Here is a 26,478-nt window from a genome sequence, read left to right on the forward strand (position 1 = left end):
GGGGCGGAGCGCGGCAGTGCTGTTCTCAGCCCTTCATCCGCCTCTGACCGTTCGGGCTGAGCTTGTCGAAGCCTTGCGCGGCGCTTCGACAGGCTCAGCGTGAACGGGTGGGGTGGGCATGAACATGGATGCGCCTGCGGAGTCTTCTGCTTCTATCGGGCAGCGGTCTTCAGCACAGCGGTGTCATCCGTCCACCCACCGCCCAGCGCCTTCATCAGCACCAGGCGGGTGTCTAGCTGGCGGGCACGCAGGTCCACGGCCAGGCGGCGCTGGGCCAGCATCTGGCTTTCGGTGCTCAGCACCACCAGGTAATTGCCCAGGCCCGCGCAGTAGCGCTCTTGCGCAAAGCGGTAGGCTTTTTCGGCACTGGCCACGGCGTCGTCCTGCAGCGTTTGCTGGCGGGTGAGCGACTGGATGGAGGCCATGGCGTCGCCCGCTTCCTTGACGGCATCGAGCACGGCGCCGTTGTATTGCGCAATGGCAGCGTCCAGCTCGGCAGCGCGGCCGCCGAGCTGGGCACGTAGACGGCCACCGTCAAAAATGGGCAGGCGCAGCGCGGGGGTCACGCCCATCTGGCGCGAGCTGACGTTGAACAGATGGTCCAGCCCCAGCGAGTTCAGGCCAATGAACGCGCCGATGTTGATGTTGGGATAGAACTCGCTGCGGGCACTGTTCACGCCCTGGGTGGCCGCCTCCACGCGCCAGCGCGCGGCCACCACGTCGGGGCGGCGGCCGAGCAGGTCGGCGCCCAGCACGCTGGGAACGGCGGCGGGTTGCAGTGCGGTCAATTGCGGCGTCACCGCAGGCAAGGCGTCGGGTGCCTGGCCTGTCAGCACCGCCAGTTGGCGGCGGGCCAGGGTGATCTGTTCTTCGATGGCTTCGATCTGCGTGCGGGCATCGGGCACGGCGCCCTGGGCCTGGGTCAGCTCGACCTGGCTATCAAGGCCTGCGGCGGTGCGTTCTTGGGTGAGTTTGCGTTGTTCTTCACGCTGGGCCAGGGCCCGCTGGGCCACATCACGCTGCGCCACCAGCCGGGCCAGCGCGACATAGCTGCGACCGACTTGCGCGGCCAGGGTGTTGGCGGCTGCGGCGGCGTCGGCCTGGGCGGCGCGGGCCTGGCCCAGGGCGGCTTGTAGCTCGGCAGCGTGCTGGCCAAAAAAGTCGGGCGACCAGCTCAGCGATGCCTGCACGGTACCGCTGTTGTAGATGTTGCCGGCCACGGGCGCGGGTACCAGGCCATTGGCGGTGTAGCGCTGGCGGGTGGCGTCTACACCCAGCGTGGCTTGCGGGCCATTGGCCGCCTCGCGCACCTGGCTCAGGGCCACGGCCTGTTCCAGCCGGGCACGGCTCACGGCCAAGCTGGGGCTGCCTTGCAGGGCGGTGTCGATCAAGGTGTTGAGCTGCTCGTCGCCCAGCGCCTTCCACCACTGGGACGGCGCGGCAGTTTCTGTGGCTGCTGCATTCAGGCCCAAGGCTGAGGGCGTGGTTTGTGCCAGCGGCGTGTGGCTGGGGCCGGGGTTGGCGCAGCCGACCAGCAGGATGGCTGCAGCCAGTGCCAGGGCCGATACAGCGAAATGGGCCGCCAGGGCCGAGCGGGTGGAGGGCAGGTGGGATGGGGTGTTCACGGAGTTCTCCAGAATGATTTTTTGGGGTGTTGTGTGGAGGAAAAACGTTGCGTGCTGCGGGTTCAGTCGGCGTCTGTGCCGCGCTGCTGGCGCAGCGCTTCGCCATTCACCAACATGCGGCGCAGCAGGCGCAGCAGCAGTTGCCATTCGTCGTGGGTGAAGTCGCTGAGGTGGCCGTTGAGCACGTCAGCCAGCACCGGGGGCACGAGTGCGGCAATGCGCTGGCCTTCGGGGGTGAGCTTGAGCTGCACCACGCGGCGGTCGACGGTCGAGCGTTCGCGCAGCACCAGGCCCTTGACTTCCATGCGGTCCAACGAGCGGGTCATGGAGGCGGGGTCGGTCTCCAAGTCGCGCGCCAAACTGGCCACCGTGCAGGTATCGCGCAGCGAGAGCTTGAACAGCGGCAGCCACTGTGCGTAAGTCAGGTCGTGCAACGCCAGTTGCGCATCGGCCTGTGTGCGGATGGACGACATCACCTTGCGCATCAGGTAGCCGACGCTTTCTTCGGGCTGAAGCTGGGTGGAGCTGTAGAAACCGGCGGAAGGAGTCTGTATGCGCGATGAAGTCATGTCCTGGAATTTAATTGACTAGACAATGATTGTCTTGGCAATCAAGATTGCTTGACTCGGCGCCAGGGGAATATTCAGGTTGTAACGAGAGGGCGTGCTGCGTTGTGTACACGCAGGTGCTTGCGCATCCTCTTGAAGAAGGAATCTTCTAAAAAGATAGCTGCTAGCGCTTTATGGATAAGCGCTAGAGCCTGTTTTGACCATATTTTTTTGACAAATGCCGATGGCCGTGCTGCATGTGTGTCTGGATAGAAGCCCGTTCAGCGGCCAGCCAACTGTTGCGCCCAGTCGGGCAAGCGGGGCGCCAGCGCCGTGGTTTCATGCGGCGTGCACACCGCCACCAACTGCGGCCCGGTGCCGGTCGCTTCGGCGGCGTCATACAGATAGGACACGTTGGCAAGGCGCACGGCCAGCGCCAGGTTGGCCATGGTGCGCGGGTAGCGAGCCAGGATGCGTTCGGGCGGCACAGCATGCCCGCCTTCACGCACGCGCTGTGCCACGCGGGGCAGCAGCCGGGCCGGGTCGTCCAGCGCGACGATGTACAAGGCCACGGTGTAGCCGCAGCGTTGGGCTTCTTCGATCAAGTCCAGCTTGGAAGGGTGCGAAAACACGGTTTCGCTGGCGAAGTCTGCGCCTTCGCGCAGCAGCGTGGCGCGGCGGTCGTCGGCCCATTGGCGGGCGGCTTCGGACCTGGCTTCGGGATTAGCGATGTACTGCAGATGCGCTTGCTCGTGGAGATCGGCGTTCACAAACTCCAGCGGCGGGCCCAGGATACCTTCGCGGACCAGGGCGCGGTACAGGGTGGATTTGCCTGCGCCGTTTGGGCCGGCCAGCAGGTGGAACCAGCGGGGTGGCGTGCGGGGGGCGGTCGGCGCGGAAGGGGGCTGCGACCGGGTCACCATGTGGGTCAAACGATGGCTGCGGTGGCTTTGGCTTGGTTCTCCTGCACCACCTCACGCACCCGCTGCGCCAGGGTGCCCCGCGTTTGTGCGGCCAACAGCCGGGCAGTGAGCGCGTCGACCGACGTGGGGGCTGCTGCCGTAGCGGTGCGCGCGGCGGCGGCTTCGTACTGCTCGATGGCGCTGCGCGCCTCTTGCACGCTCAGGCCGGTGTGTTCCACGATCTGGCCCAGCGTGGCCCAGTATTCGATCTGGCTGGCCACCGAGCGGCGCATCGGCTGGGCGGCCTGGCGGGCTTGCTCCACCAAGTGCGCGGGGAGTTTGACGGACGAAAAAGGGGTGGCGGACATGGTGATCTCCTGATTGGCGCATTTTGCGCCAATCGGGTTGAGGGTGCAATGGTTGCACTGGCGGTCAATGCTTCTCTAATTTTTGAACAAGGCTTCGAGCGATACCATTCAGACCCTTCGACCTCCCCGTGCGTCGTCCAACCTGCTCAGCTCCATGACCGAAACCGCCACTTCCGCTGCCGCCCATTCCTCCACCCCGCCATTGCGCTTTGCCGCGATGGGCGCTGGCGCCGTGGGCTGCTACTTCGGCGCCTTGCTTGCCCGGGCGGGCCACGCCGTCACGCTCATCGGGCGGCCTGCCCATGTGCAGGCGGTGTTGCAGCACGGCCTGCGGCTGCAGACGGCGGTGCTGGATGTGCAGGTGCCCCTGGCGGCCAGCACCGAGGCCAGCGCCGTGCAGGGCGCGGACGTGGTGCTGTTTTGTGTGAAGTCGTCCGATTCAGAAGACGCCGCGCGGCAGATACGCCCGCACTTGGCCCCCGGCACGCTGGTGCTGACGATGCAAAACGGCGTGGACAACGACGAGCGCGTGCGCGGCGTGCTCGATGCCAGCACACCTGTCGCGGCCGCCGTAGTCTACGTAGCCACCGCCATGGGCGGCCCGGGGCACGTGGTGCACCATGGCCGGGGCGAGCTGGTGACTGCGCCATCGCCGCGCAGCGAAGAGGCTGGCCGCCAGCTCACGGCGGCGGGCATCCCCACCCAGATTTCAGACAACGTGCGCGGCGCGCTCTGGGCCAAGCTGGTACTCAACAGTGCGTACAACGCGCTCTCGGCCCTGTCGCAACAGCCTTATGGCCCACTGACGCAGGTGCCTGGCGTGACGCAGGTGATTGCAGACATCGTGGCTGAGTGCCTGGCCGTGGCCGCTGCCGATGGAGTGACGATTCCGGGTGATGTGCAGGCTGCCGTGCGCGGCATCGCCACCACCATGCCCAGCCAGTTTTCATCCACCGCGCAAGACCTGGCGCGGGGCAAGCCCACCGAGATCGACCATCTGAACGGGTATGTGGTGAAACGCGGCGCGGCGCTGGGGGTGCCGACGCCGCTGAATCACGCGCTGCAGGTGCTGGTGAAACTGGCGGAAGCGCGGGGCGTTTCTGCGTAGCGCGGGTGTTTGGTGGGGCTCCATCTATACGCTCTCAAAAACCTGAAAACCGTTCACGCTGAGCTTGTCGAAGCGCGGTGCGGGGCTTCGACGGGCTCAGACCGAACGGATCTTTTCCGCCGCGGTTCTTTCTGAAGAATCGAACGCGAAAAACCTTATCAGGCCGCCGCTTCCTCCAGCAGCCGCTCACGCACTTCCTGCGCCGCCTGCACCATGTGGCGCAACGCGGCTTCCGTCTCGGGCCAGCCCCGGGTCTTGAGGCCGCAGTCGGGGTTCACCCAAAGGTGTTCGACGGGCACCACCTCGGCGGCCTTCTCCAGCAGCGCGGCCATTTCCTGCACGCTGGGCACGCGCGGCGAGTGGATGTCGTACACGCCGGGGCCGATTTCGTTCGGATATTTGAAGTCGCCCGCGCCTCCTGAGGCGCTTGCACCGAACGCTTGCAGCAACTCCATGTCCGACCGGCTGGTTTCAATCGTGATCACATCGGCGTCCATGGCCGCGATGGCGGGCAGGATGTCATTGAACTCGCTGTAGCACATGTGGGTGTGGATCTGCGTGTCGTTGCGCACGCCACTGGCGCTGATGCGAAAGGCGCGGGTGGCGCGGTCCAGGTAGCTCTTCCATCCGGAGCGGCGCAGCGGCAGCCCTTCGCGGATCGCGGGCTCGTCGATCTGGATGATGGCGATGCCCGCAGCCTCCAGGTCGCACACCTCGTCGCGGATGGCCCAGGCAATCTGGTCGGCTGTGGTGGCGCGGGGCTGGTCGTCGCGCACAAAGCTCCACTGCAGGATGGTGATGGGGCCGGTGAGCATGCCCTTCATGGGCTTGGTGGTCAGGCTCTGGGCGTACTGCGTCCAGGCCACCGTCATGGGCACGGGGCGGCCCACATCGCCGTAGATGATGGGCGGCTTCACGCAGCGTGAGCCATAGCTTTGTACCCAGCCGTTGCCGGTGAAGGCAAAACCGTCGAGCTGCTCGCCAAAGTATTCGACCATGTCGTTGCGTTCGGCCTCGCCGTGCACCAGCACGTCCAGCCCCAAGGCTTCCTGCTTGCGCACGGCAAGGGTGATTTCAGCCTCCATCTTTTGCTGGTAGTGCGCGGCGTTGAGCGCGCCGCGTTTGAAGGCGGCGCGGGCAGCGCGGATCTCGGCCGTCTGCGGGAAGGAGCCAATCGTTGTGGTGGGCAGCAGGGGAAGTTTCAGCCGTGCGCGCTGTGCCTTTTGTCGGGCAGAAAAGGCGTTGTGGCGCTGGTCGGCCCCTGGCGCGGCCGCAGCAAGGCGGGCGGCTACGGTGGCGCGATGGACACGGGGGCTCGCGCGGCGCGCGGCCAGGGCGGTGCGGGCGGCGTGCAGTTCGTCATCCACCGCCGCCTCGCCTTGTGACAAGGCGGTGGAGAGCACGCGCAGCTCGTCTAGCTTTTCCACCGCAAACGCCAGCCACGACTTCACCTCGGCGTCGAGCTGCGTTTCGGCCAACAGGCTGAACGGCACATGCAGCAGCGAGCATGACGGCGCCAGCCACAGCTCGCCCTGGTGCTTGTCGGCCACCGGGCGCAGTTGGGCCAAGGCGGCATCCAGGTCGGTGCGCCAGATATTGCGGCCATCCACGATGCCCACCGACAACACCTTGTGCGAGGGGAGCCAGTCGGCCACGCCCACCAGCTCGTCGGGCGCGCGCACGGCATCCACATGCAGGCCCGCTACGGGCAGCTGGCATGCCAGGCGCAGGTTCTCGGCCAGGGGCGAGAAGTAGGTGGCCAGCAGCAGCTTGGGCGCGCTGCGTGCCAGTTGCCAGTAGCTGGGTTCGAACGCATGGCGCCACACATCGGGCAGGTCCAGCCCCAGGATGGGTTCGTCGATCTGCACCCATTCCACACCCTGGGCCTTCAGGCGCGCCAGCACGGCCTCGTACACAGGCAGCAGCTGCGCGAGCAGGCTGAAGCGGTCAAAACCCGCCACCTTGGATTTCCCCAGCCACAAAAAGCTCAGTGGCCCCAGCAGCACGGCCTTGACGCGGAGGCCCAGGGCCTGTGCCTCGGCGACTTCGGCAAACAGGCGCTCGCTGGCCAGGTGGAACTGGGTGTGGGCGCTGAACTCGGGCACGAGGTAGTGGTAGTTGGTGTCAAACCACTTGGTCATCTCCAGCGCGGGCTGGCCTGCGGTGGTGTGCTGGGCGGTGCAACTGGCGCTGCAGCCTGGGTGGTCTTCAGCGGCGTGGGCCGACACGCCCCGTGCCATCGCAAAGTAGCGCGCCAACTCCGATGTATCGCGGTCGAAGCCAAAACGGACAGGTTCGCAGCCCAGCAGCTGAATGTGGTTGGCCACGTGGTCGTACAGCGCAAAGTCGCCCACGGTGACAAACCCCAGGCCCGCGTCGGCCTGCGCCTGCCAATGGAGCTGGCGCAACTGGACGGCAGTGGTGTGCAGGTCAACCTCCGTGCTGTCGCCACGCCAGAACGATTCCAGGGCGAACTTCAGCTCCCGCTGCGCACCCATGCGCGGAAAGCCCAGCGTGTGCGTGAGCACGGGGCGGCGGAACGTGGTGGCGAGCGACATGGCGATTTCCTTCTTCTAAGACAGAGCAAAACATGGAAGTACCGATGGTCGCGTGGCCTCGTTTATTATTCAAACGAAAGTTTTGGCCGTTCAACTTGAAAATTAATAATGAACCAGTCCATTCTGGAAGTTCGCCACCTGCGCACGTTGGTCGCCCTGCGCGACAGCGGCAGCCTGGTACGGGCCGCGCAGTTGCTCAACCTCACGCAGTCGGCGCTGTCGCACCAGATCAAGCTGCTGGAAGACCGTTACGGCCAGCCGCTGTTCGAGCGCAAATCCGTGCCCCCGCAGTTCACCGCCGTGGGCGAATGCCTGCTGGGGCTGGCCGATACCGTGCTGCCGCAGGTTGAAGGGGCAGAGCGCGACATCGCCCGCCTGGTGCTGGGGCAGGGCGGGCAAATGCGCATTGCGGTCGAATGCCACACCTGTTTTGACTGGCTCATGCCCGCCATGGACGCGTTTCGCACCCGCTGGCCCGAGGTGGAGCTGGACATTGTGAGCGGCTTCCATGCCGACCCCGTGGGCCTGCTGCACCAAGGCCGGGCCGATGTGGCCATCGTGTCGGAGGTCGATGGTGACGAGGCAGGCGTGGACTACCACCCGCTGTTTGGCTTTGAAATCCGCGCGCTGTTGGCCAACACGCACCCGCTGGTGAGCAAGCCGCACCTGGTGGCAGAGGACTTTGCCGACCAGACCATCATCACCTACCCCGTGCCCGACGAAATGCTGGACCTGATCCGCCAGGTGCTGGAGCCCGCCGGTGTGCGCCCCCCGCGCCGCACCACTGAGCTGACGGTGGCCATGCTGCAACTGGTGGCCAGCGGGCGGGGTGTGGCGGCGCTGCCGCTGTGGGCGGTGCAGAGTTACCTGGACCGGGGGTATGTCACGGCGCGACCGATTGGTGTCAAGGGTTTGCGCGGCGAACTGCACGCGGTCAGCCTGCCAAGCCTGTCGGCCAAACCGTATCTGCAGGACTTTGTGCAGGTCACGCGTGAGACGAGTTTTGTGACGCTCAAGGGCGTGGAGTTGCTTTGAGGATGGCCTGCATAACTCCCTGCGGCCGGTGATAGCGCGGCCTCGGGCGGTCCGCTGCGTTGCTTTTCTTGCCAATAGCCGGGCTATTGGCTGCGAAAAGATGCCTTGCGGCCCATCCCGATCCGCACTACCCCCGACCGCGAGGGTTATGCAGGTCATCCTTGACCGGATCAGGAGCGTACTTATCGCCCACCTCTTCGCGCAGTGGGTGGGTGTCGTAGACGATGTTCATGTCGCGGATGCGCGTGCTGCCCGCATCAAACGTGAACACGTCCACGCAGGTGAAGGTCACCTCGCGGCCATCGCTCAAGGTCCAGTCGTAGCGGAAGTAGGCGGCAACACGCACCGCGCCGCCGCTTTCTGGTTGGGCGGATACAAACAGATCCAGCACGGTGATCACGCTGCCGCTGGAGGCCTGGGCCAGTTTCTTGAAGAAATCGTTGGCCCGCATGGTGCCCAGAAAGGGCGAGTGCACCACCCCATCGTCTTCAAAGCAGGCGATCAGGCCGTCGGTGTGGCTGGCATGCAGGTGCGCGAGGTAGGTGCGGACAGTGTCGAGTTGCGCAGTGGTCATGAATGCAGTCGGTGTTGGTTGGAGGGCGTAGCTTCGTTCGGGCCGCGCTGGTGCACAAGCCACAATGGCACTCCAACCATAAATTCGGCTTATGTATCTGCGCAACCTGCAATACCTCCAGTCGGTCATCGAACACGGCTCTTTTGCTTTGGCGGCCAAGGCCTGCGGCGTTTCGCAACCAGCGATCAGCTATGGCCTGAAGGCCCTGCAAAACCAGTTCAACGCGCCCTTGCTGGTGCGCGAGGGGCGCCGCCATGTGCCCACCGAGCTGGCGCGCAGTGTGGCAGCAGAGGCGTTGTCTCTGTCGCAGCGCATGGATGCGTTGCCCTTGGCAGTGCCAAAACCTGCGGACCGGCGGGTACTGCGCGTCGGGCTCACCACCTCTGCCGCCCTGGTGTGTGGCCCCACCCTGTATGAAAGCTGGTGTCTGCCAGACGCGAGGCGATCACTGCACATGAGCACGGCCGATGAGGGCAGCCTGCTCACGGGCCTTTTGCGGCGGCAGTTCGACGCCGTCATAGCGCCCAAGCCGCGCAAGTTTGCGCACCCCGATGTGGCGCAGTGGCAGTTGTATGAACTGCACCCGCTCATTTACGTGCGCCGCCACCACCCGCTGGCCCAGGCGCAGTCTCTGGCACAACTGCAGGGCGCGGCGTGGGCGTGTGTAGGGCCCAGCGTCAGCGGACCTGTGGATGTGTTGACCGAGGCGCACCGCGTGCGGCGCATGCCAGCGCCCCCGATGTCTGTGCGCTGCGCCGACTTTGCCAGCATGCTGAACCTGGTCATCCAGTCCGACCTGCTTGCGGTGTTCCCCCATCCCGCACTGTTGGGCACCGCCGCCGAGTGGGTGGTTCCGTTGCGGTTGACCGAGTCATTGCCGTTGTACGAGATGTGGCTGTTTCAGTTGAAAGGCGTCAAGCCGCGGGTGGACCCGGAGGTGTTTGCAAAGAGGTTTGTGAACACTGAGGAGTCTTGACGCCTTGAAAAACGGCGGGGCTGCGGGTGTGCAGTCAGTCCGTAAATACTTCTATTTTGATAGCTGCTAGCGCTTGATGGATAAGCGCTAGAGGCTAAAATGACTTAATTTTTAGCCCCTGAGCTCAGCCGCGCCGCCTTCAGCTCCCTCGCCCCTTGTGGGAGAGGGTGGGGGAGAGGGGCAGAACAAGCGCGGTGCTTGCTCCGTCACCCCCTCTCCCCGTCCCTCTCCCGCGAGGGGCGAGGGGGGAACAGCCGGGTAGAGCTGGGCGCGCGCCCAGGCACAGTCGTCGCAGCAAGTCTCAGGGCCGACCAGTCCCCGGCACCGGCACTAGCACCGCCCCGGTGGCGTAAAACGCCTGCAAATTCTCGAGCACCAGATCCGCCATCGCCCGGCGGGTTTCGTGCGTGGCGCTGGCGGTGTGCGGGGTCAGCACCACGTTGTCCAGCGCCATCAGGGCGTCGGGCACGTTGGGTTCGTCCTCGAACACATCCAGCCCGGCACCGGCAATGCGGCGTTCGGCCAGGGCTGCGATCAGCGCGGCCTCATCGACCACGGTGCCGCGCGCCACGTTGATCAGGTAGCCATTCGGTCCCAGGGCGTTCAGTACATCGCCGTTGACCAGATGGCGTGTGCCTGCGCCCCCGGCCACGGTCAGCACCAGGTAGTCGGCCCATTGCGCAAGGGCGGTCAAAGACTCGAAATAGGACAACGCGCAGCCCTCCGCCGGGCGGCGGTTGTGGTACCCCACCTCCATGCGGAACCCCGCCGCGCGCTCGGCCACGGCCTGGCCGATGCGGCCCATGCCAACAATGCCCAGGCGCTTGCCAGACACGCGGCTCCCCAAGGCAAATCGGGCCTTGGGCCATTCGCCCCGGCGCACAAAACGGTCGCTGGCCGCAATGTTGCGCGACACATCCAGCATCAGCGCAAATGCCATGTCGGCCACGCAGTCGTTGAGCACGCCGGGCGTATAGCCCACGGGCACACCACGGGCTTTGGCGGCGGCGATGTCCAGCGCGTCAAACCCCACACCAAAGCTGCTGATGACCTGGAGGTTCGGTAGTGCAGCAATGACCTCGCCCTTGAGGCCAATGGCGGCTGTGGTCACCACCCCGCTGAACTCCGCACCTTGAGCTGCCAGAAACGCCGTCGCATCGGGCTGGTCGGCCAGGCAGGTGACGTTGTACCGGGCCGCTAACTCGGCCTCCAGCGCAGGCAGGGGCAGGCGGCCGATTTGCAGGATGCGGGGCAGGGTGGCTGTGGTCATGGGTCTCTGAAGGAGGAGGAAGGGGTCGAAAAAAGGGCCGCCTACAGCGACCCGGTGGCTACATCATGCCGCCACACGAACGGCCTGGCGGGCCAGCAGCTTCCAGCTGCCGCCTTGCTGCTGCCACACGCCCAGGATCTTGATCTGCACCTTGCCGGGCTTGCCCGAGTCGTTGGTGTCGGCCGTGAGGGTGTGGCGCACCAGGGCGGTGTGGCCCACGACCTTGATGGTCTGGTCGGTGATGGTGATGGTGACGAAATCAGATTTGCCCGCCACCAGGTCGCCGATGAAACTGTCCTTGGTGTCCACGCGACCGCCGGAGTGCCCGTAGCTCAGGTCGTCAGCCACCAGCGGGGCAAGGGCGGCGGGTGTGGGGTCGATCATGGCCAGGCGCAGTCGCTCGGCGGCTGCGGCCACGGCTTGCTCGGACGATGCCGATGCCGCAGTGGTTGCGTGGCTGGCGCAGCCGCTCAGTGCGACCAGGGCCAGGGCGCCCGCTGCGGCGAGGATGAGGGTCTTCAACATGTTGTTTGTCTCCGTCTTTTGTATACGTTGTGGCGTGCCGCATGGGGGCACCCCGCGCCCGTGCACGACCGGGCGCGGGGTGTTGTGTGGTGTGTGTCGGGTGCGCAAATCGCTGCAAAAAAGGGCCTGGTGAACCAGGCCCTTTGACGCATTGATCGGGGTGCTTACTGCGGGCCGAGCTTGTCAATCAGCGCCTTGAGTTCTTCCATCTCAGCAGGCTTGAGGTCGGTCAGCGGTGCGCGCACCGGGCCGCCGTCGTGGCCCACGATCTTGGCGCCCGCCTTGATGATGCTCACGCCATAACCTTCCACCCGGTTGCGGATGGCCAGATACGGCATGAAGAACTGCTTGAGCAGACGGTGCTGGGTGGCAATGTCGTCAGCCGCCACCGCCTTGTAGAACTCCATCGCCGTCTTGGGGATGAAGTTGAACACCGCCGACGAATACACCGGCGTGCCCAGCGCCTTGTACGCCGCGGCATACACCTCGGCTGTAGGCAGGCCGCCCAGGTACGAGAAGCGGTCGCCCATCTTCATGTAGATCGAAGACATGATTTCGATGTTGCCCACGCCGTCCTTGAAACCCACCAGGTTCGGGCAGCGCTCAGCCAGGATGGCCAGCGACTCGGCCGTCAGCTTGGTGCGGTCGCGGTTGTAGACGATGACGCCAAACTTCACGCTGTTGCAGACCTGCGCCACATGCTCGATCAGGCCTTCCTGGCCCGCTTCGGTCAGGTAATGCGGCAACAGCAGAATGCCGTGCGCGCCCAGGCGCTCGGCCTCTTGTGCGTGGGCGATGGCGGTGCGGGTGGGGCCGCCAGCGCCCGCAATGATCGGCACCTTGCCGCGGCAGGTGTCCACAGCGGTTTGGATGACCTGGCTGTACTCGGCGCCAGCCAACGAGAAATACTCGCCCGTGCCACCGGCGGCAAACAGCGCGCTGGCGCCGTAGGGGGCCAGCCACTCCAGGCGCTCGATGTAGGTCTTGGGGCGAAACTCGCCCTGCTCGTCAAAGTCCGTGATCGGGAAGGACAGCAGGCCGGAGCCCATGATGGATTTGAGTTCTTGGGGGGTCATGGTGAGTGCAGGTCCGGTAAGAAAAAGGAGGAAGGGCTAAGAGCGGCGAATACAACTCAGCGAAGCGGTTCTGGCCAGGCGCTGCGTCGCAGGCAGTACGGGCAGTACGACAAGACGCGGCAACGACGCCAGAAGAGCTTTGTTGGCCGCTCTAAATCAGTCGAGCTTGATGTTGGCGGCCTTGACCACGGTGGCCCAGCGGGCGCGTTCCTTGGCGAAGAACTGGTCTTGCTCGGTCGGAGTCATGGTCACCACTTCGGCGCCCTGGCCGGCCAGGCGCGAGCGGATTTCAGGCGAGCGGATGGCGGTGATGAAGGCGTTGTTGAGCTTTTGCACCACGGCTTCTGGCGTGCCGCGCGGCACCAGAATGCCTTGCCAGGTGCCCGACTCGAAACCGGTCACGCCCTGCTCGGCAATGGTGGGCACATCGCCGATCAGCGGCATGCGGGTGGCTTTGGAAACTCCCAGCACCTTGAGCTTGCCGCTTTGCACGTGGGGCAGGGTGGCCAGCATGCCGTTCATCAGAATCTGGGTTTGTCCAGCCACGGTGTCTTGAATGGCGGTGACGCCGCCCTTGTAAGGGATGTACTGCCAGCGCGCACCGCTGGCGCGCTCCAGCGCCACGCCCGCTACGTGGGGGGCGCTGCCGGTGGCCGTCACGGCAAAGTTCAGGTCGTTCTTTTTCGAGTACGCCACCAGCTCTTTGAAGTTGCTGACCGGCACCGACGGGTGCACCACCAGCAGGTGGGGCGAGTAGGCCAGCATGGTCACGCCACGCAGGTCCTTGGAGGGGTCGAACGACAGCTTGGTATAGACGGAGGGGCTGATGGCCAGCGCGCCCACGTCGCACAGCAGCATGGTGTAGCCGTCCGGATCGGACTTGGCCACAAAGTCGGCGCCCAGGTTGCCGTTGGCGCCGGGCTTGTTTTCGACGATGACCGATTGCTTGAGCGCGTCCGACATCACCTGGCTGATGGACCGGGCAATGATGTCCGAGCTGCCACCCGGTGGGTAGGGCACCACGATGCGCAAGGTCTTGGCGGGCCATTGGGCGGTTGATGCGGTTTGGGCGGTGGCCGTGGCGGTAGCCAGGGCGGCGGTGCAGGCCAGAAGGGCCGTTCGGCGGGTCAAAGTCATCGGATGTCTCCAGTAGAAGTCTTGTTGTTAGTCATCGTACAACCAAGCATGAAAGAAAACAATGGACCGCATCAAAAAAGTCGGTTTTGCGCCAGAAACCAAGGGTTTTCACTAGCTTTTTGAGGCGATAAATCCCCGGTTTACAGAGGGGGATGGGGCTGAAGGGATATGCCGAATCCTCGGGTAATCCCTTTGAAGCCGAACACCTATTCGGCGTGACAATGCACCTCCATGTTGTATGACGACATATGACAATTGGCCGTTTAGGGACCAAGGCAGACGATCCTGATCCGTCGCCACACGGTCGAACGCAACCCATCACCGCGCTGCCCTTGCTGGGCTGCGCTGACTACAAAGGAGACCTTGCAATGCACGCTGTGTTTCGCACCCGGGCCGCGCCGCTCGCACTGACGGCGCTGTGCGCCCTTGCTGCGCCGGGCAGTTGGGCCGCCACCTGGGTTTATGTGTCCAACGCGGACAGCCAGGATGTCTCGGTGTTTGAACTTGACCGAAACGCCGCTGCGCTCAAGCCTGTGGACACCACGGCGTTGGGCGGCAACGCCATGCCCATGGCCGTCAGCCCGGACAAGCGCGTGTTGTATGTGGCGCTGCGCTCGCAGCCTTTTCGGGTGGTGAGCCTGGCGATTGACCCCGCCAGCGGCAAACTGCGCAAGCTGGGCGAGGCGCCGCTGGCCGACAGCATGGCCAACATTGACACCGACGCCACCGGCCGCTGGCTGTTTGCCGCTTCGTACCCCGGCCACAAGATCACGGTCAACAGCATTGGCAAGGACGGTGCCGTGGGCGCCGTGCAGCAGCTCATCCCCACGGCGCCCAACGCCCACGCCATCCACGCCGATGCATCCAACCGCCATGTGTTTGCCACCAGCCTGGGCGGCGACAACCTGTCGGCCTGGCGCTTTGATGCCGAAACCGGCCGGCTCGCGGCCCACGAACCCGCGCTGACCACCGTGGCGCCCGAAAAGTCGGGCCCGCGCCACTTTGTGTGGGACCGCGACCAGCGGCACATGTATGTGCTTAACGAGCTGGATGCGGCTGTCCACGTGATGGCGTACGACAAAGAGCGCGGCACCTTGCGCGCGGTGCAGCGCACCACCGCATTGCCCGCAGGTTTTACCGGCAAGCCCTGGGCGGCGGACATTCACCTGTCGCCCGATGGCCGCACGCTGTATGCGTCCGAGCGCACGTCCAGCACGCTCAGCAGCTTCCGCGTTGATGCCGCCACGGGCCAGTTGCAGCCGCTGGGCCAGGTGCCCACCGAGAAATCGCCGCGCGGATTTGCGGTGGATGCGTTGGGCCGCTTTTTGGTTGCGGCGGGACAGGAGTCGCACCACGTGGCGCTGCACCCCATCGACCCCGCCACCGGCATCCCCGGCACACCCACGCGGGTGCCTGCGGGCAAGAACCCCAACTGGGTAGAGATCGTGGATCTGCCCTGAGCGCCTTTTGCTCACCCTTCGCTCGCCCTTTTCGTCACGCTTTTCGGTTGCCCTGCGCGTCTGATGTTTATTCAAGCGCCTTCTTTCCTCGGCATTCGTTCATTGATTCGTTGATTCATTCATAACCAGGAGACACCACCATGCAACGCAGAACCCTCATCCACACCGCAGCCCTGGCGGCAGCCGCCTGCAGCGCCCTCATCAGCCTGCCCGCAGCAGCCCAGGCCACCTGGCCCACCGGCAAACCCATCACGTATATGGTGCCGTTTGCCGCAGGCGGCACCACCGACACCCTGGCGCGCCTGATTGGCCAGCAACTGGGCACCGCCCTGGGTACCACGGTGGTGGTGGAGAACAAGGGCGGCGCGGCAGGCAGCATTGGTTCTGAAGCCGCTGCGCGCTCGGCGCCGGACGGCTTTACCGTGCTGGGCGGCACCGTCAGCTCGCACGCCATCAACATCAGCCTGTACCCCAAACTGGGCTACGACCCCATCAAGTCGTTCCACCCCGTCACGCTGATCGGCACCAACCCCGTGGTGCTGGTGGTGGCTGCCAACAGCCCGTACAAGACCTTGAAGGACGTGCTGGCGGGTGCCAAGGGCAAACAGGGCGGTCTGTCGTCGGCGTCTGCCGGCACGGGCAGCTCGCAGCATCTGGCGGTGGAACTGCTGGCCTTCAAATCGGGCGTGAAGTTCACGCACATCCCTTACAAAGGCAGCGGTCCGGCCATTCAGGACGTGATCAGCGGCCAGGTCGACATGATGTTTGACACCACGGTGGTGGCGGCGCCGCACATCCAGAGCGGCAAGCTGCGCGCCATTGCCGTCACCTCGGCCCAGCGCCTGGCCTCCATGCCCGACGTGCCCACGGTGGCCGAATCGGGTGTGGCAGAGCTGAAGGACTTTCAGGTGCAGTCCTGGCAAGCCATCTTTGTGCCCACCGGCACGCCCACACCGGTCGTCACCCGCCTGCACGACGAGATCCGCAAAATTCTGGCCCAGCCCGACATGCAAACCCGCCTCAAGGGCTTTGGCATGGAGCCTGCCGACATGAACGTGACCCAGATCGCCGCGTTCCAGAAGGCCGAAGTCGAGAAGTGGGCCCAGGTCATCAAGGCGGCCAATATCAAAGTGGATTGAGCGCCTCTGCGCACAGCACTGAATAGCATTGCGCACCGCCGCCCACCGCGGCACCCCATCTCCCTGTGAAGATTTTGCGGAACCGCCTTCGGGTTGTTCCGCTTTTTTTATGGCGGCGCGGTTGGTCAGTCGGCTTGAACCGTGCGGTCCGGGTGGTCCGGAGCAGGGCGCGGGGCCAGCACAAAGTCCGGGTGCTGCCCTGTCAGCAGCAGAAACATAGCAAACACCGGCCCCTGCATGTTGCGCTCGTCGCTGGTGCTCTCCAGCGCCTGCCAGGTGCGCGACTGCACGCCGCCACGGCTGCCCGTTTGCAGCGGGTAGCCCATCAGCTCGGCGGCCTGGGCCTGGCTCAGACCGGCGGCAACGCGCGCGGCTTTGAGCTGGTCGCCGGTGGGGACGGGCATGTGCAGGGGCGTGTGTGTGGGCGCAGTGTCTGGATTCGTCATGGCGGGCCGAAGGCTGGCGTAAGTACAGTGGCAAACAGTAGTTTGCTTCGATATTGATAGCTACTAGCGCTTGATGGATAAGCGCTAGAGGCCATTTTCACTCAAAATTTGTTGGCGCCCCGTGCTCAACCGCGGTCAGCCTGCGTTGGCCAGGCTGTGTTCGTTCAACTGCGCCAGATAAGACTCGGGCGCTATGTTGGTGTAGTTCGGCACATCGGCCATCAGCACCGCCGCTGTCTCTTTGGCCGCGGTCTGCGCTTGCTGCAGGTCACTGAAGAAAGCATTGGTCAGCGCCACCACCTGGCCGGGGCGGGGTTCGCCGGGGTAGAGCACGCGGTCGCTCTCCAGCCGCACCAGGCCCAGCGGCTGCAATGCCGCGCGGGCGATGCGCATGTGTTCGCCGTGGTAGTAGTCGTGGTTGAAGGTGGCGCCTTCGCGCCAGCGGTACAGGGCGATGACTTTGATCATCCGAGACTTTCGGTGGAGGTTTCAAAACCCGTCACGGTAGGCACATCGCGCTGGTCCCACAGCCGCCTGCGCGACAGCGCCGGTTCCGCTTTATGGAGACTCAGTCCTCTTCCGACTCGCCCAGAAAGCCACCGCTTTGGTGTCCCCACAGCCGCGCATACACGCCGCCCTGGCCCAGCAGCTGCGCATGGGTGCCTTCTTCGACGATGCGGCCCGCGTCCATCACGATGAGGCGGTCCATGGCGGCGATGGTGGACAGGCGGTGGGCAATGGCGATCACGGTCTTGCCCTGCATCAGGCCGTGCAGGCTTTGCTGGATGGCGGCTTCCACCTCGGAGTCCAGCGCGCTGGTGGCTTCGTCGAGCAGCAGGATGGGCGCGTCTTTCAGCATCACACGCGCAATCGCCACACGCTGGCGCTGGCCGCCCGAGAGCTTCACGCCGCGCTCGCCCACATGCGCCTCGTAGCCGGTGCGGCCCTGTAGGTCGGTCAGCGTGGCGATGAAGTCCGACGCCTCGGCGCGCTCGGCCGCCTGGTGCAGGTCAGCCTCGCTCGCGTCGGGGCGGCCGTACAGGATGTTGTCGCGCATGGAGCGGTGCAGCAATGAGGTGTCTTGCGTGACCATGCCGATGTTGCGGCGCAGGCTGTCTTGCGTGACCTGGGCGATGTCCTGCCCGTCGATGAGGATGCGGCCCGACTGCACGTCATGAAAGCGCAGCAGCAGGTTGACCAGGGTGGATTTGCCCGCGCCCGACCGGCCGATGAGGCCGATCTTCTCGCCGGGGCGGATGGTCAGGTTGAGCCGGTCAATCACCACACGCGCATTGGCGCCCTGGCCGTAAGCAAAGGTCATGTTGTCAAAGCGCACCTCGCCCTGCGCCACGCTCAGCGGTTTGGCATCGGGCGCGTCGATCACGGTGTGGGGTTTGGTCAGCGTGTTGATGCCGTCCTGGATGGTGCCCACGCTCTCGAACAGGGTGGTCATCTCCCACATCACCCAGTGCGCGTGGCCTGACACGCGCAGTGTCATGGCGGTGACGGCGGCCACGGCCCCGGCACCCACTTCACCGGCGGACCACAGCCACAGCGCGGTCCCGCAGGCGCCCAAAATCATCGCCACCACCAGGATGTGGTTCACGATCTCGAACCGGCTCACCAGCCGCATCTGCGCATAGCCGGTGAGCTTGAACGCGTCCATGGCGGCGCGGGCGAATTCAGACTCGCGCCGGGTGTGCGAGAACAGCTTGACGGTGGCGATGTTGGTGTAGGCGTCGGTGATGCGCCCGGTCATCACCGAGCGCGCATCGGCCTGCGCCTTGCCCACCTTGCCCAGGCGCGGCACAAAGTACCAGCAGGCCAGGCCGTAGGCCACGATCCATACCGCGAAAGGCACGATCAACCGCGCATCGAACCCCGCCAGCAGCGCCAGGATGGTGACGAGGTAAATGCCCATGCCAATCACCACGTCGGTCGTCGTGAAGATCATGTCGCGCACGGCCAGTGCGGTCTGCATGACCTTGGTGGTGATGCGGCCCGCAAACTCGTCGGCATAAAACGCCATGCTCTGGCCCAGCATCAGCCGGTGAAAGTTCCAGCGCAGGCGCAGCGGAAAGTTGATGGCCAGCACCTGGTGCTTGATGCTGGTCTGCACCGCCACCAGCACCACCGAGGCCAGCAGCAGCGCGGTGATGCCGATCAGCGCTCCTTTGCGCTCGGCCCACAGTGCGCTGGGGGCGGTGGTCGAGATCCAGTCCACCACGTAGCCCAGCACGGCAAACAACAGGGCCTCATAGAAGGCGATGGCTGCCGACAGACCGGCCATGGCGACCACGTAGCCGCGCAGGCCACGCGTGCCATCCCACACAAAGGCCATGAAGTCCTTGGGGGGCAGGTGGGGTTCTGCGGGGGGATAGGGGGGAAGGCGGCTTTCGAAAAAACGGAACAAAGTCATGACTCCTTAAGCCACGATGTTACGTGGCCCGGCGGTCATGCTCGCCACCTGCCGACAATGCACGCGGCAACGCGAGGGTCGCGCCCACACCCTTCAGAAACGGGGTAGGCGGAGCACGCGGGCTAGATCAGCAGCGTGACCACCACAATCACCACGCCCAGCGCCAGATTGACGCCCACCAGTGTGCGAATGCTGCCCAGCGCCTTGCCGCCTGCGGCCCAGTCCGATGCCGCCACCGCGCGCTGCAGGCGCTTGAACAGCGCAAAACGGATGTGCCCAAACAGGGCCATCATCACCAAGCCCAGCGTGGCCATGAGGGTCCAGTCGAGCGGCATGGCAAAACTGCCACCGGCCTGCACGGTTTGCTTGGCCACGCGGCCGATCATCCACAGCCCGCTGCCCAGCACCACGACCACCGCCACGCTCACCGCCGCAAAAAACCGCTGCAGCACGTCGTGCATCAGGCACACGCGCTGCGGTGGCTCCAACGACAGCGCTGCGGGGCGCAAGAAGAAATGGGCAAACCCCATGCCACCGATCCACACAATGATGGACAGGACATGGACGAGCTGGAGGGCGTTGTAGAGCATGGGTGTGTTGCGCGGGGGCGGGGGCACCTGCGCCGTTTCAATGGGTTGTGGGGTGATGACGTTGTGGCGGCATTGTGCCGCGACAGGCGTTTGGAATGCCCTTCAACCGCGTGCTGTATCCCTGCGAGGGCTGGGTGTGTTCGGGAGATTGCGCACCTTGCCTGCGGGCGTCAGCGCCGTTAGCGGGTGGCCGTTTTTCTATTTGGCAGGAACGACATCCGGCACAGGCTGCGCCGGGCGTGCCACCCGCACCTGGTTGCCGCCGCTTTTTTTGGACACGTACATCGCCTCGTCCGCGTGGCCCAGCAGGTGGTGTTCTTCACCGCCATGTTCGGGGTAAATCGCCACGCCAATGCTGGGCTGGATGTGCAGGCGGTTGCCTTCCAGGTCAAACGGGTGGCTGAACGCCGCCAGGATCTTTTCGGCCGCCGCGGTGGCGTGTTCGCGCGCCTGGCCGCCTTCGAGCAGCACCACAAACTCGTCGCCGCCCAGCCGGGCCACGGTGTCAGAGCCGCGCACCGACTCAATCAACCGCTGCGCCACCCGCTGCAGCAGCAGGTCGCCCATGGCATGGCCCAGGGTGTCGTTCACGTCCTTGAAACGGTCCAGGTCTATGAACAGCAGCGACAGCAGCCGGTCGTCGCGCCGCGCGCGGGCCAGGGCGGTCTTGAGTCGGTCCAGAAACAGCTGGCGGTTGGGCAGGTGGGTGAGCTGGTCGTACTGCGCCATGTGCTGCAGCCGCTCGTGCATCTGCTGCCGGTCAATGGCCGCCGCGACCTGGGTGGAGACAAACTGCAGCAGCTCCTTGTCCTTGTCGGTGTAGCGGGCCTGCTCGGTGTAGCCCTGCAGCACCAGCGCGCCCATGGGGCCTGTCTGCGATTGCAGGGGCACACCCAACCAGTACAGGGGTGCGTGGTCGGCCGGCAAGGTCACGCGGCTTGGCAGCGTGGCGCGGGTCTCGGGCGTCAGCAGCAGGGTGCTGCCGTGGCGGATGACCTCGGCGCAGAGCGCGTCGTCGCTCAACGCCAGGGGGCCCGGGGCCGGGTGGCGTTCGTTAACGTGGTACGGAAAGCTCAACCGGTCCTGCGTCGGGTCGTACAGCGCCACCGCAAAGTTGGTGGCGGCCAGCAGCTTGCCGATGATCTGGTGGATGCGCTCGAACAGCGTCTCCAGCGACCGCGCGGTGTGCGCCGCTTCGGAGATGGCGTAGATCGCCTCCTGCATGGATTCGGTGAACTTGCGCTCGGTGATGTCGTGGGCCACCGCCAGCCGCACCTTGCGCTCGGGCACCCAACGGGCCGTCCAGCGGATATGGGCAATGGCACCGTCCTTGCGGATGTAGCGGTTTTCAAACTGCAGCTGCAGTTTGCCGTCCATCACGCTCTGGGCCTGCTGCGCCGTGGCGGGTTTGTCGTCGGGGTGCACCAGGTCCAGCATGCGCTTGCCGACCGCTTCCTCTGGCGTGTAGCCAAAAATCCGCTCGAACGCGGGGCTCACGAAAACAATGGTGCTGTCAGGCTCGACGATGCACACCGCATCGAGCAGGAGGTCCACCACGTTGAGAGAAGAAATGCTGTGCATAAGGCGCGGCGCGCAGGGGCTTACAGAGGACGTGGAGAACCTATTGTGAACCGCCTGTAAAGCTTTGCGCTGGCATAAACCCTATTTCAACGCGCCAGATGTGACTATTACGCTACTGAACTGATAGCTGAACGCTGGGGTGGTAGGGAACCGTGTCGCGTCATTTGTGCAGCGCTCTATTCGCTTGTTACTATGTTTTTGATAGCTGTTAGCGCTTATATATAAAGCGCTAGAGGCATTTTTCATTGATATTTTTGTTCTAAAGCATCCCATTCGCTCTTACGCACCAGCCGCTGGCGTTCGGCGAACGGCGCCACCAGGGCAGGGTCTTCGTCGATGCGTTGGGTGTCGCGCAGCACGGTCAGCGCCTTTTGCATGCCAGCCAACGCACCCTGCAGCGCCGCGTTGGCATACAGCACCAGCCCGTAGCCCAGCCCGGCCAGTTCTTCGGCGCTGGTGATGGGGGTCTTGCCACCGATCACCATGTTCATCAGCTGCGGCGCGGCCAGCCGCTGGGGCAGGGCGCGGATCTCTTCCAGCGTGGTGACGGCCTCCACAAACAGGATGTCGGCGCCCGCCTCCTGAAAGCGCTGCGCACGCTCCACGGCGGCCTCAAAGCCTTGGGTGGCGCAGGCGTCGGTGCGGGCCAGAATGAGGGTGTCTGGGTCGCGGCGCGCGTCTACGGCGGCCTTGATCTTGCCCAGCATCTCGTCGGTGCTGATCACCTCCTTGCCGTTGAAATGCCCGCAGCGTTTGGGGCTGACCTGGTCTTCCAGCTGGATGCAGTCAGCGCCTGCGCGCTCCAGCGTGCGCACGGCGTGGTAGGTGTTGAGGGCGTTGCCAAAGCCCGTGTCGGCATCCACGATGAGCGGCAGCTCCACCGCATCGCGGATGCGGGCCGTGTGGTCTGCAATGTCGGTCAGCCCCATGAAGGCCTGGTCCGGCAGGCCGAACCACATGTTGGTGACGCCCGCGCCGGTGATGTAGATGGCTTCAAAACCCAGGTCGGCCACCACGCGGGCCGAGAGTGCGTTGAAGGCGCCGGGCACGATGACGCCCCGGCGGGCGTTGGCCAGGGCTTTGAGTTGTTGTTTGGTGTTCATGGATGGGGAACTTAAACGCTATACTTTTAGTAGCTACTTGCGCTTTATGGATAAGCGCTAGAGGTCAATTTGGCTTAAAAATGTTGACAGGAACCCGCACCCAGCCTTCCATCAGGATGCGGGCGCTGCGGCTCATGAGGGCTTTGGTGACTTGCCAATCGCCCGCATCGTTCTGCCGGGCCTCAGCACCCACGCGCAAGGTGCCCGAGGGGTGGCCAAATCGCACGCTGCTCCGCGCACCGCCGCCCGCCGCCAGGTTGACCAGCGTGCCTGGGATGGCCGCGGCCGTGCCAATGGCCACGGCCGCCGTGCCCATCATGGCGTGGTGCAGCTGGCCCATGGAGAGGGCGCGCACCAGCAGGTCGATGTCTTTGGCTTCAATGGCTTTGCCGCTCGACGCCGTGTAGCTGGCAGGCGGCGCCACGAACGCGATCTTGGGCGTGTGCTGGCGCGTGGTGGCCTCGCTCACGTCCTGGATGAGGCCCATGCGCAGGGCGCCGTGCGCGCGGATCGTCTCGAAGCGTGCCAGCGCCGCTGCGTCGCCGTTGATGGCGCTCTGCAACTCGGTGCCGGTGTAGCCGAGGTCGGTTGCGCTCAGGAAGAGGGTCGGAATGCCTGCGTTGATCAGCGTGGCGGCGAAGGTGCCGACGCCCGGGACTTCCAGCGTGTCCACGACATTGCCGGTCGGGAACATGGCGCCGCCGTCTTCTCCGGCTTCTGAGGGATTGATGAACTCCAACGCCACCTCGGCCGCCGCAAAGGTCACGCCGTCCAGTTCAAAGTCACCTGTTTCCTGCACTTGCCCGTGGGCAATCGGCACGTGCGCCACGATGGTCTTGCCGATGTTGGCCTGCCAGATCCGCACGGTGAGGTGGCCGTCCAGCGGAATGCGCGCGGCATCGATCAGCCCCATGTGGATGGCGCACGGCCCCACGGCGGCCGAAAGGTTGCCGCAGTTGCCGCTCCAGTCGACCAAAGGTTGGTCGATGGACACCTGGCCAAACAGGTAGTCCACGTCGTGCCCCGGCTGCGTGCTGCGGGAGAGGATCACGGCCTTGCTGGTGCTGGACGAGGCATTGCCCATGCCGTCGATCTGCTTGCCATACGGGTCAGGGCTGCCCAGCACACGCAGCAGCAGGGCATCGCGGGCGGGGCCGGGTTGTTGGGCGGGGGCGGGCAGGTCCTCCAGTCGGAAGAACACGCCTTTGCTGGTGCCGCCGCGCAGGTAGGTGGCGGGGATGCGGATCTGTGGTGCGTAGTGAATGCTCATGAAGAAATATCAAATTTGATAGCGCGTAGTGCTTTCTAGGCAGGCGCCAGAGCCTGTTTTCGGTCTGTATTCTTGGCAAGAAAGTCTTGCGCAAAGCGTTGCAGGACGCCGCCCGCTTGGTATATGGAGACCTCTTCGGCGGTGTCGAGGCGGCATGTCATGGGCACCCGGGTGACTTCACCATTTTTGCGGCGGATGACCAGGGTGAGGTCGGCACGGAGTTGCATGTCTCCCTCCACGTCATACACCTCCGTCCCATCCAACCCCAGCGTGATGCGGTTGACCCCCGCCCCAAACTCCAGCGGCAACACCCCCATCCCAATCAAATTGGTACGGTGAATCCGTTCAAACCCCTCCGCCACCACCACCTCCACCCCCGCAAGCCGTACCCCCTTGGCGGCCCAGTCGCGGCTCGACCCCTGGCCGTAGTCGGCACCGGCAATGATGATGAGCGGCTGGCGGCGGTTCAGATAGGTTTCCATGGCCTCCCACATGCGCATGACCTGGCCTTCGGGCTCCACGCGGGCGAGCGAGCCTTTTTTCACTTGGCCATCCACCACGGCCATCTCGTTGACCAACTGCGGGTTGGCAAACGTGGCGCGCATGGCGGTGAGGTGGTCGCCCCGGTGCGTGGCGTAGGAGTTGAAGTCCTCCTCGGGCACGCCCATCCGGGCCAGGTATTCGCCTGCTGCGCTGTCCCGCAGGATGGCGTTCGACGGCGAGAGGTGATCGGTGGTGATGTTGTCGGGCAGGATGGCCAGCGGTCGCATGCCTTTCAACGTACGCGGGTGGGCGGCCAGCGCACCGATGCCTTCGGTGTCCCAGTAGGGCGGGCGGCGGATGTAAGTGGATTGAGGGCGCCAGCCGTATTGCGGCGACACGCGCTGGCCGTCGTCATGCCGGATGGCGAACATGGGTTCGTACACGGCGCGGTACTGGGCGGGTTTGACGGCGGTCTTCACCACGGCGTCGATTTCTTCATCGCTGGGCCACAGGTCTTTGAGGCGAATCGCCTGGCTGTCCACCACCGCCAGCACGTCTTTTTCAATGTCAAAACGTACCGTGCCCGCCATCGCATAGGCCACGACCAGCGGGGGCGAGGCCAAAAACGCCTGCTTGGCATACGGGTGGATGCGCCCGTCGAAATTGCGGTTGCCCGAGAGCACGGCGGTCGCGTACAGGTCGCGGTCGATGATCTCCTGCTGGATGGCAGGGTCCAGCGCGCCACTCATCCCGTTGCAGGTGGTGCAGGCAAAGCCCACGATGCCAAAGCCGAGCTTTTCCAGGTCGGCCAGCAAGCCCGCTTCCTTCAAATACAGCTCCACCGCCTTGGAGCCGGGCGCCAGCGAGGTCTTGACCCAAGGCTTGCGCGTGAGGCCCAGCCGGTTGGCGTTGCGCGCCAGCAGCGCGGCGGCGATCACGTTGCGCGGGTTGGAGGTGTTGGTGCAGCTGGTGATGGCGGCAATGACCACGGCGCCATCGGGCATCGTGCCGTCCTGTGGTGCGGGCATGGCCCAGGGGCCTGCGATGCCTTGGGCGGCCAGGTCGGACGTGGCCACGCGCGCATGCGGGTTGGAGGGGCCGGCCAGGTTGCGCACCACGCTTGACAGGTCTAACACCAGGTTGCGCGCGTAGACCGCATCTTTGAGGGTGTCGGACCACAATCCCGCTGCCTTGGCATAGGTCTCGACCAGTTTCACTTGTTCTGCCTCGCGGCCCGTCAGCGTCAGATACTCCAGCGTCTGTTCGTCAATGCTGAACAGGGCCGCCGTGGCGCCGTATTCGGGCGCCATGTTCGAGATGGTGGCGCGGTCGCCAATCGTGAGCTTGGCTGCGCCTTCGCCAAAGAACTCCAGGTAGGCGCCCACCACCTTGGCCTTGCGCAAAAACTCGGTGAGCGCCAGCACCACGTCGGTGGCGGTGATGCCGTCCTGGCGATGGCCGGTCAGCTCCACGCCCACGATCTCGGGCAGCCGCATCATCGATGCACGCCCCAACATCACGTTCTCGGCCTCCAGGCCGCCCACGCCAATGGCGATCACGCCCAGCGCATCCACATGGGGGGTGTGGCTGTCGGTGCCCACGCAGGTGTCGGGGTAGGCCACGCCCCGGTCGGCATGGACCACGGGCGACATTTTTTCCAGATTGATCTGGTGCATGATCCCGTTCCCCGCCGGGATCACAGCCACATTGGCAAAGGCTTTTTTGGTCCACTCGATGAAGTGAAAGCGGTCCTCGTTTCGGCGGTCTTCGATGGCGCGGTTCTTGGCGAAGGCGTCAGGGTCGAACCCACCACATTCCACGGCCAGCGAGTGGTCCACGATGAGCTGCACCGGCACCACGGGGTTCACTTGGGCCGGGTCGCCGCCCTCCTTGGCAATCGCATCGCGCAGGCCCGCCAGATCCACCAGCGCCGTCTGGCCCAGGATGTCGTGGCACACCACCCGTGCGGGGTACCAGGGAAAGTCGCGGTCACTGCGGCGCTCGATGAGTTGGCGCAGGCAGTCGTTGATGGTGGCCGGATCGGCGCGGCGCACGATGTTTTCGGCAAACACGCGGGCGGTGTAGGGCAGGGTGGGCCAGGCGGCGGGTTGCAAGGCTTCGACAGCGGCGCGGGCGTCGAAGTAGTCAAGATCAATGCCCGGCAAAGGGCGGCGGAATTGGGTGTTCATCATGGGTGGGATGGCGAGTCATTGTGGTGCCCGGCTGTTCACTCCCCCCTCTCCCCTCGCGGGAGAGGGGTTGGGGGAGAGTGGGCGGTTGCATGG

The 26,478-nt window shown here is 65.0% G+C and carries 23 protein-coding genes; 5 read left to right on the plus strand and 18 right to left on the minus strand.

Annotated elements, in window-relative coordinates; translation table 11 throughout:
• Window positions 1–152: 152 nt before the first annotated feature.
• The 4 genes from ACK41V_RS12435 to ACK41V_RS12450 all read right to left on the minus strand — a co-directional run bounded on the left by ACK41V_RS12435 (window position 153) and on the right by ACK41V_RS12450 (window position 3,443).
• Window positions 153–1,625: an efflux transporter outer membrane subunit gene (locus ACK41V_RS12435; protein WP_409782745.1), complete on the minus strand. Its 1,473-nt coding sequence runs from the start codon at window positions 1,623–1,625 to the stop codon at window positions 153–155.
• 62 nt (window positions 1,626–1,687) lie between these two features.
• Window positions 1,688–2,194: a MarR family winged helix-turn-helix transcriptional regulator gene (locus ACK41V_RS12440; protein WP_409782747.1), complete on the minus strand. Its 507-nt coding sequence runs from the start codon at window positions 2,192–2,194 to the stop codon at window positions 1,688–1,690.
• A 260-nt stretch (window positions 2,195–2,454) separates the two neighbouring features.
• On the minus strand, window positions 2,455–3,096 hold the full coding sequence (locus ACK41V_RS12445) for a zeta toxin family protein (protein WP_409782809.1): 642 nt from the start codon (window positions 3,094–3,096) through the stop codon (window positions 2,455–2,457).
• A gap of 5 nt (window positions 3,097–3,101) precedes the next feature.
• Complete coding sequence (locus tag ACK41V_RS12450; RefSeq protein WP_409782749.1) at window positions 3,102–3,443, minus strand: TA system antitoxin ParD family protein; 342 nt, start codon at window positions 3,441–3,443, stop codon at window positions 3,102–3,104.
• Between the two features lie 154 nt (window positions 3,444–3,597).
• On the opposite strand from ACK41V_RS12450, the gene ACK41V_RS12455 reads away from it, so the two are divergent.
• A complete protein-coding gene (locus ACK41V_RS12455) occupies window positions 3,598–4,551 on the plus strand; it encodes a ketopantoate reductase family protein (RefSeq protein ID WP_409782751.1) in 954 nt (317 codons plus the stop codon).
• A gap of 158 nt (window positions 4,552–4,709) precedes the next feature.
• Here ACK41V_RS12455 and metE read toward each other — a convergent pair whose 3' ends face one another.
• The gene (gene metE / locus ACK41V_RS12460) at window positions 4,710–7,109 is read right to left on the minus strand and encodes a 5-methyltetrahydropteroyltriglutamate--homocysteine S-methyltransferase (RefSeq protein ID WP_409782753.1); all 2,400 of its coding nucleotides are present in this window, start codon (window positions 7,107–7,109) and stop codon (window positions 4,710–4,712) included.
• Window positions 7,110–7,217: 108 nt separating this feature from the next.
• On the opposite strand from metE, the gene ACK41V_RS12465 reads away from it, so the two are divergent.
• Window positions 7,218–8,144 (plus strand): LysR family transcriptional regulator, encoded by a 927-nt coding sequence (locus ACK41V_RS12465; protein ID WP_409782754.1) that lies wholly within the window; start codon window positions 7,218–7,220, stop codon window positions 8,142–8,144.
• A gap of 127 nt (window positions 8,145–8,271) precedes the next feature.
• Here ACK41V_RS12465 and ACK41V_RS12470 read toward each other — a convergent pair whose 3' ends face one another.
• Entirely contained in the window at window positions 8,272–8,718 is a 447-nt protein-coding gene (locus tag ACK41V_RS12470; protein ID WP_409782756.1) for a nuclear transport factor 2 family protein, read from the minus strand.
• A 91-nt stretch (window positions 8,719–8,809) separates the two neighbouring features.
• Here ACK41V_RS12470 and ACK41V_RS12475 point away from each other — a divergent pair, with 91 nt between their 5' ends.
• The gene (locus ACK41V_RS12475) at window positions 8,810–9,694 is read left to right on the plus strand and encodes a LysR family transcriptional regulator (RefSeq protein WP_409782758.1); all 885 of its coding nucleotides are present in this window, start codon (window positions 8,810–8,812) and stop codon (window positions 9,692–9,694) included.
• A gap of 301 nt (window positions 9,695–9,995) precedes the next feature.
• On the opposite strand, the gene ACK41V_RS12480 is transcribed toward ACK41V_RS12475, so the two are convergent.
• The 4 genes from ACK41V_RS12480 to ACK41V_RS12495 form a co-directional block, all read right to left on the minus strand.
• Window positions 9,996–10,964 (minus strand): 2-hydroxyacid dehydrogenase, encoded by a 969-nt coding sequence (locus ACK41V_RS12480; RefSeq protein WP_409782760.1) that lies wholly within the window; start codon window positions 10,962–10,964, stop codon window positions 9,996–9,998.
• A gap of 63 nt (window positions 10,965–11,027) precedes the next feature.
• Window positions 11,028–11,489 carry a nuclear transport factor 2 family protein gene (locus ACK41V_RS12485; protein WP_409782762.1) on the minus strand — a complete coding sequence of 154 codons (462 nt, stop codon included), beginning with the start codon at window positions 11,487–11,489 and terminating at the stop codon, window positions 11,028–11,030.
• 164 nt (window positions 11,490–11,653) lie between these two features.
• Window positions 11,654–12,565 carry a 5-dehydro-4-deoxyglucarate dehydratase gene (gene kdgD, locus ACK41V_RS12490; RefSeq protein ID WP_409782764.1) on the minus strand — a complete coding sequence of 304 codons (912 nt, stop codon included), beginning with the start codon at window positions 12,563–12,565 and terminating at the stop codon, window positions 11,654–11,656.
• A gap of 156 nt (window positions 12,566–12,721) precedes the next feature.
• The gene (locus ACK41V_RS12495; RefSeq protein ID WP_409782766.1) at window positions 12,722–13,702 is read right to left on the minus strand and encodes a Bug family tripartite tricarboxylate transporter substrate binding protein; all 981 of its coding nucleotides are present in this window, start codon (window positions 13,700–13,702) and stop codon (window positions 12,722–12,724) included.
• A 368-nt stretch (window positions 13,703–14,070) separates the two neighbouring features.
• Between ACK41V_RS12495 and ACK41V_RS12500 the strand changes: the two genes are divergently transcribed.
• On the plus strand, window positions 14,071–15,162 hold the full coding sequence (locus tag ACK41V_RS12500) for a lactonase family protein (RefSeq protein ID WP_409782768.1): 1,092 nt from the start codon (window positions 14,071–14,073) through the stop codon (window positions 15,160–15,162).
• 140 nt (window positions 15,163–15,302) lie between these two features.
• Window positions 15,303–16,301 carry a Bug family tripartite tricarboxylate transporter substrate binding protein gene (locus ACK41V_RS12505; RefSeq protein WP_409782770.1) on the plus strand — a complete coding sequence of 333 codons (999 nt, stop codon included), beginning with the start codon at window positions 15,303–15,305 and terminating at the stop codon, window positions 16,299–16,301.
• Between the two features lie 125 nt (window positions 16,302–16,426).
• On the opposite strand, the gene ACK41V_RS12510 is transcribed toward ACK41V_RS12505, so the two are convergent.
• The 8 genes from ACK41V_RS12510 to acnD all read right to left on the minus strand — a co-directional run bounded on the left by ACK41V_RS12510 (window position 16,427) and on the right by acnD (window position 26,382).
• Window positions 16,427–16,747: an XRE family transcriptional regulator gene (locus tag ACK41V_RS12510; RefSeq protein ID WP_409782772.1), complete on the minus strand. Its 321-nt coding sequence runs from the start codon at window positions 16,745–16,747 to the stop codon at window positions 16,427–16,429.
• 135 nt (window positions 16,748–16,882) lie between these two features.
• Window positions 16,883–17,215, minus strand: coding sequence for an EthD family reductase (locus tag ACK41V_RS12515; RefSeq protein WP_409782774.1), 333 nt, complete (start codon window positions 17,213–17,215; stop codon window positions 16,883–16,885).
• 100 nt (window positions 17,216–17,315) lie between these two features.
• Window positions 17,316–19,160 (minus strand): ABC transporter ATP-binding protein, encoded by a 1,845-nt coding sequence (locus ACK41V_RS12520; RefSeq protein ID WP_409782811.1) that lies wholly within the window; start codon window positions 19,158–19,160, stop codon window positions 17,316–17,318.
• A 128-nt stretch (window positions 19,161–19,288) separates the two neighbouring features.
• Entirely contained in the window at window positions 19,289–19,756 is a 468-nt protein-coding gene (locus tag ACK41V_RS12525) for a CopD family protein (protein ID WP_409782776.1), read from the minus strand.
• Window positions 19,757–19,954: 198 nt separating this feature from the next.
• Window positions 19,955–21,337 carry a diguanylate cyclase domain-containing protein gene (locus tag ACK41V_RS12530; protein WP_409782778.1) on the minus strand — a complete coding sequence of 461 codons (1,383 nt, stop codon included), beginning with the start codon at window positions 21,335–21,337 and terminating at the stop codon, window positions 19,955–19,957.
• Between the two features lie 242 nt (window positions 21,338–21,579).
• On the minus strand, window positions 21,580–22,440 hold the full coding sequence (locus ACK41V_RS12535) for an oxaloacetate decarboxylase (protein WP_409782779.1): 861 nt from the start codon (window positions 22,438–22,440) through the stop codon (window positions 21,580–21,582).
• 64 nt (window positions 22,441–22,504) lie between these two features.
• Window positions 22,505–23,710 (minus strand): 2-methylaconitate cis-trans isomerase PrpF, encoded by a 1,206-nt coding sequence (gene prpF, locus ACK41V_RS12540; protein WP_409782780.1) that lies wholly within the window; start codon window positions 23,708–23,710, stop codon window positions 22,505–22,507.
• Between the two features lie 35 nt (window positions 23,711–23,745).
• Window positions 23,746–26,382, minus strand: coding sequence for a Fe/S-dependent 2-methylisocitrate dehydratase AcnD (acnD, locus tag ACK41V_RS12545; protein WP_409782813.1), 2,637 nt, complete (start codon window positions 26,380–26,382; stop codon window positions 23,746–23,748).
• Window positions 26,383–26,478 lie beyond the last annotated feature (96 nt).

This window comes from Acidovorax sp. (assembly GCF_046291265.1).
In the GTDB taxonomy this organism is placed as follows: Bacteria; Pseudomonadota; Gammaproteobacteria; order Burkholderiales; family Burkholderiaceae_C; genus Acidovorax.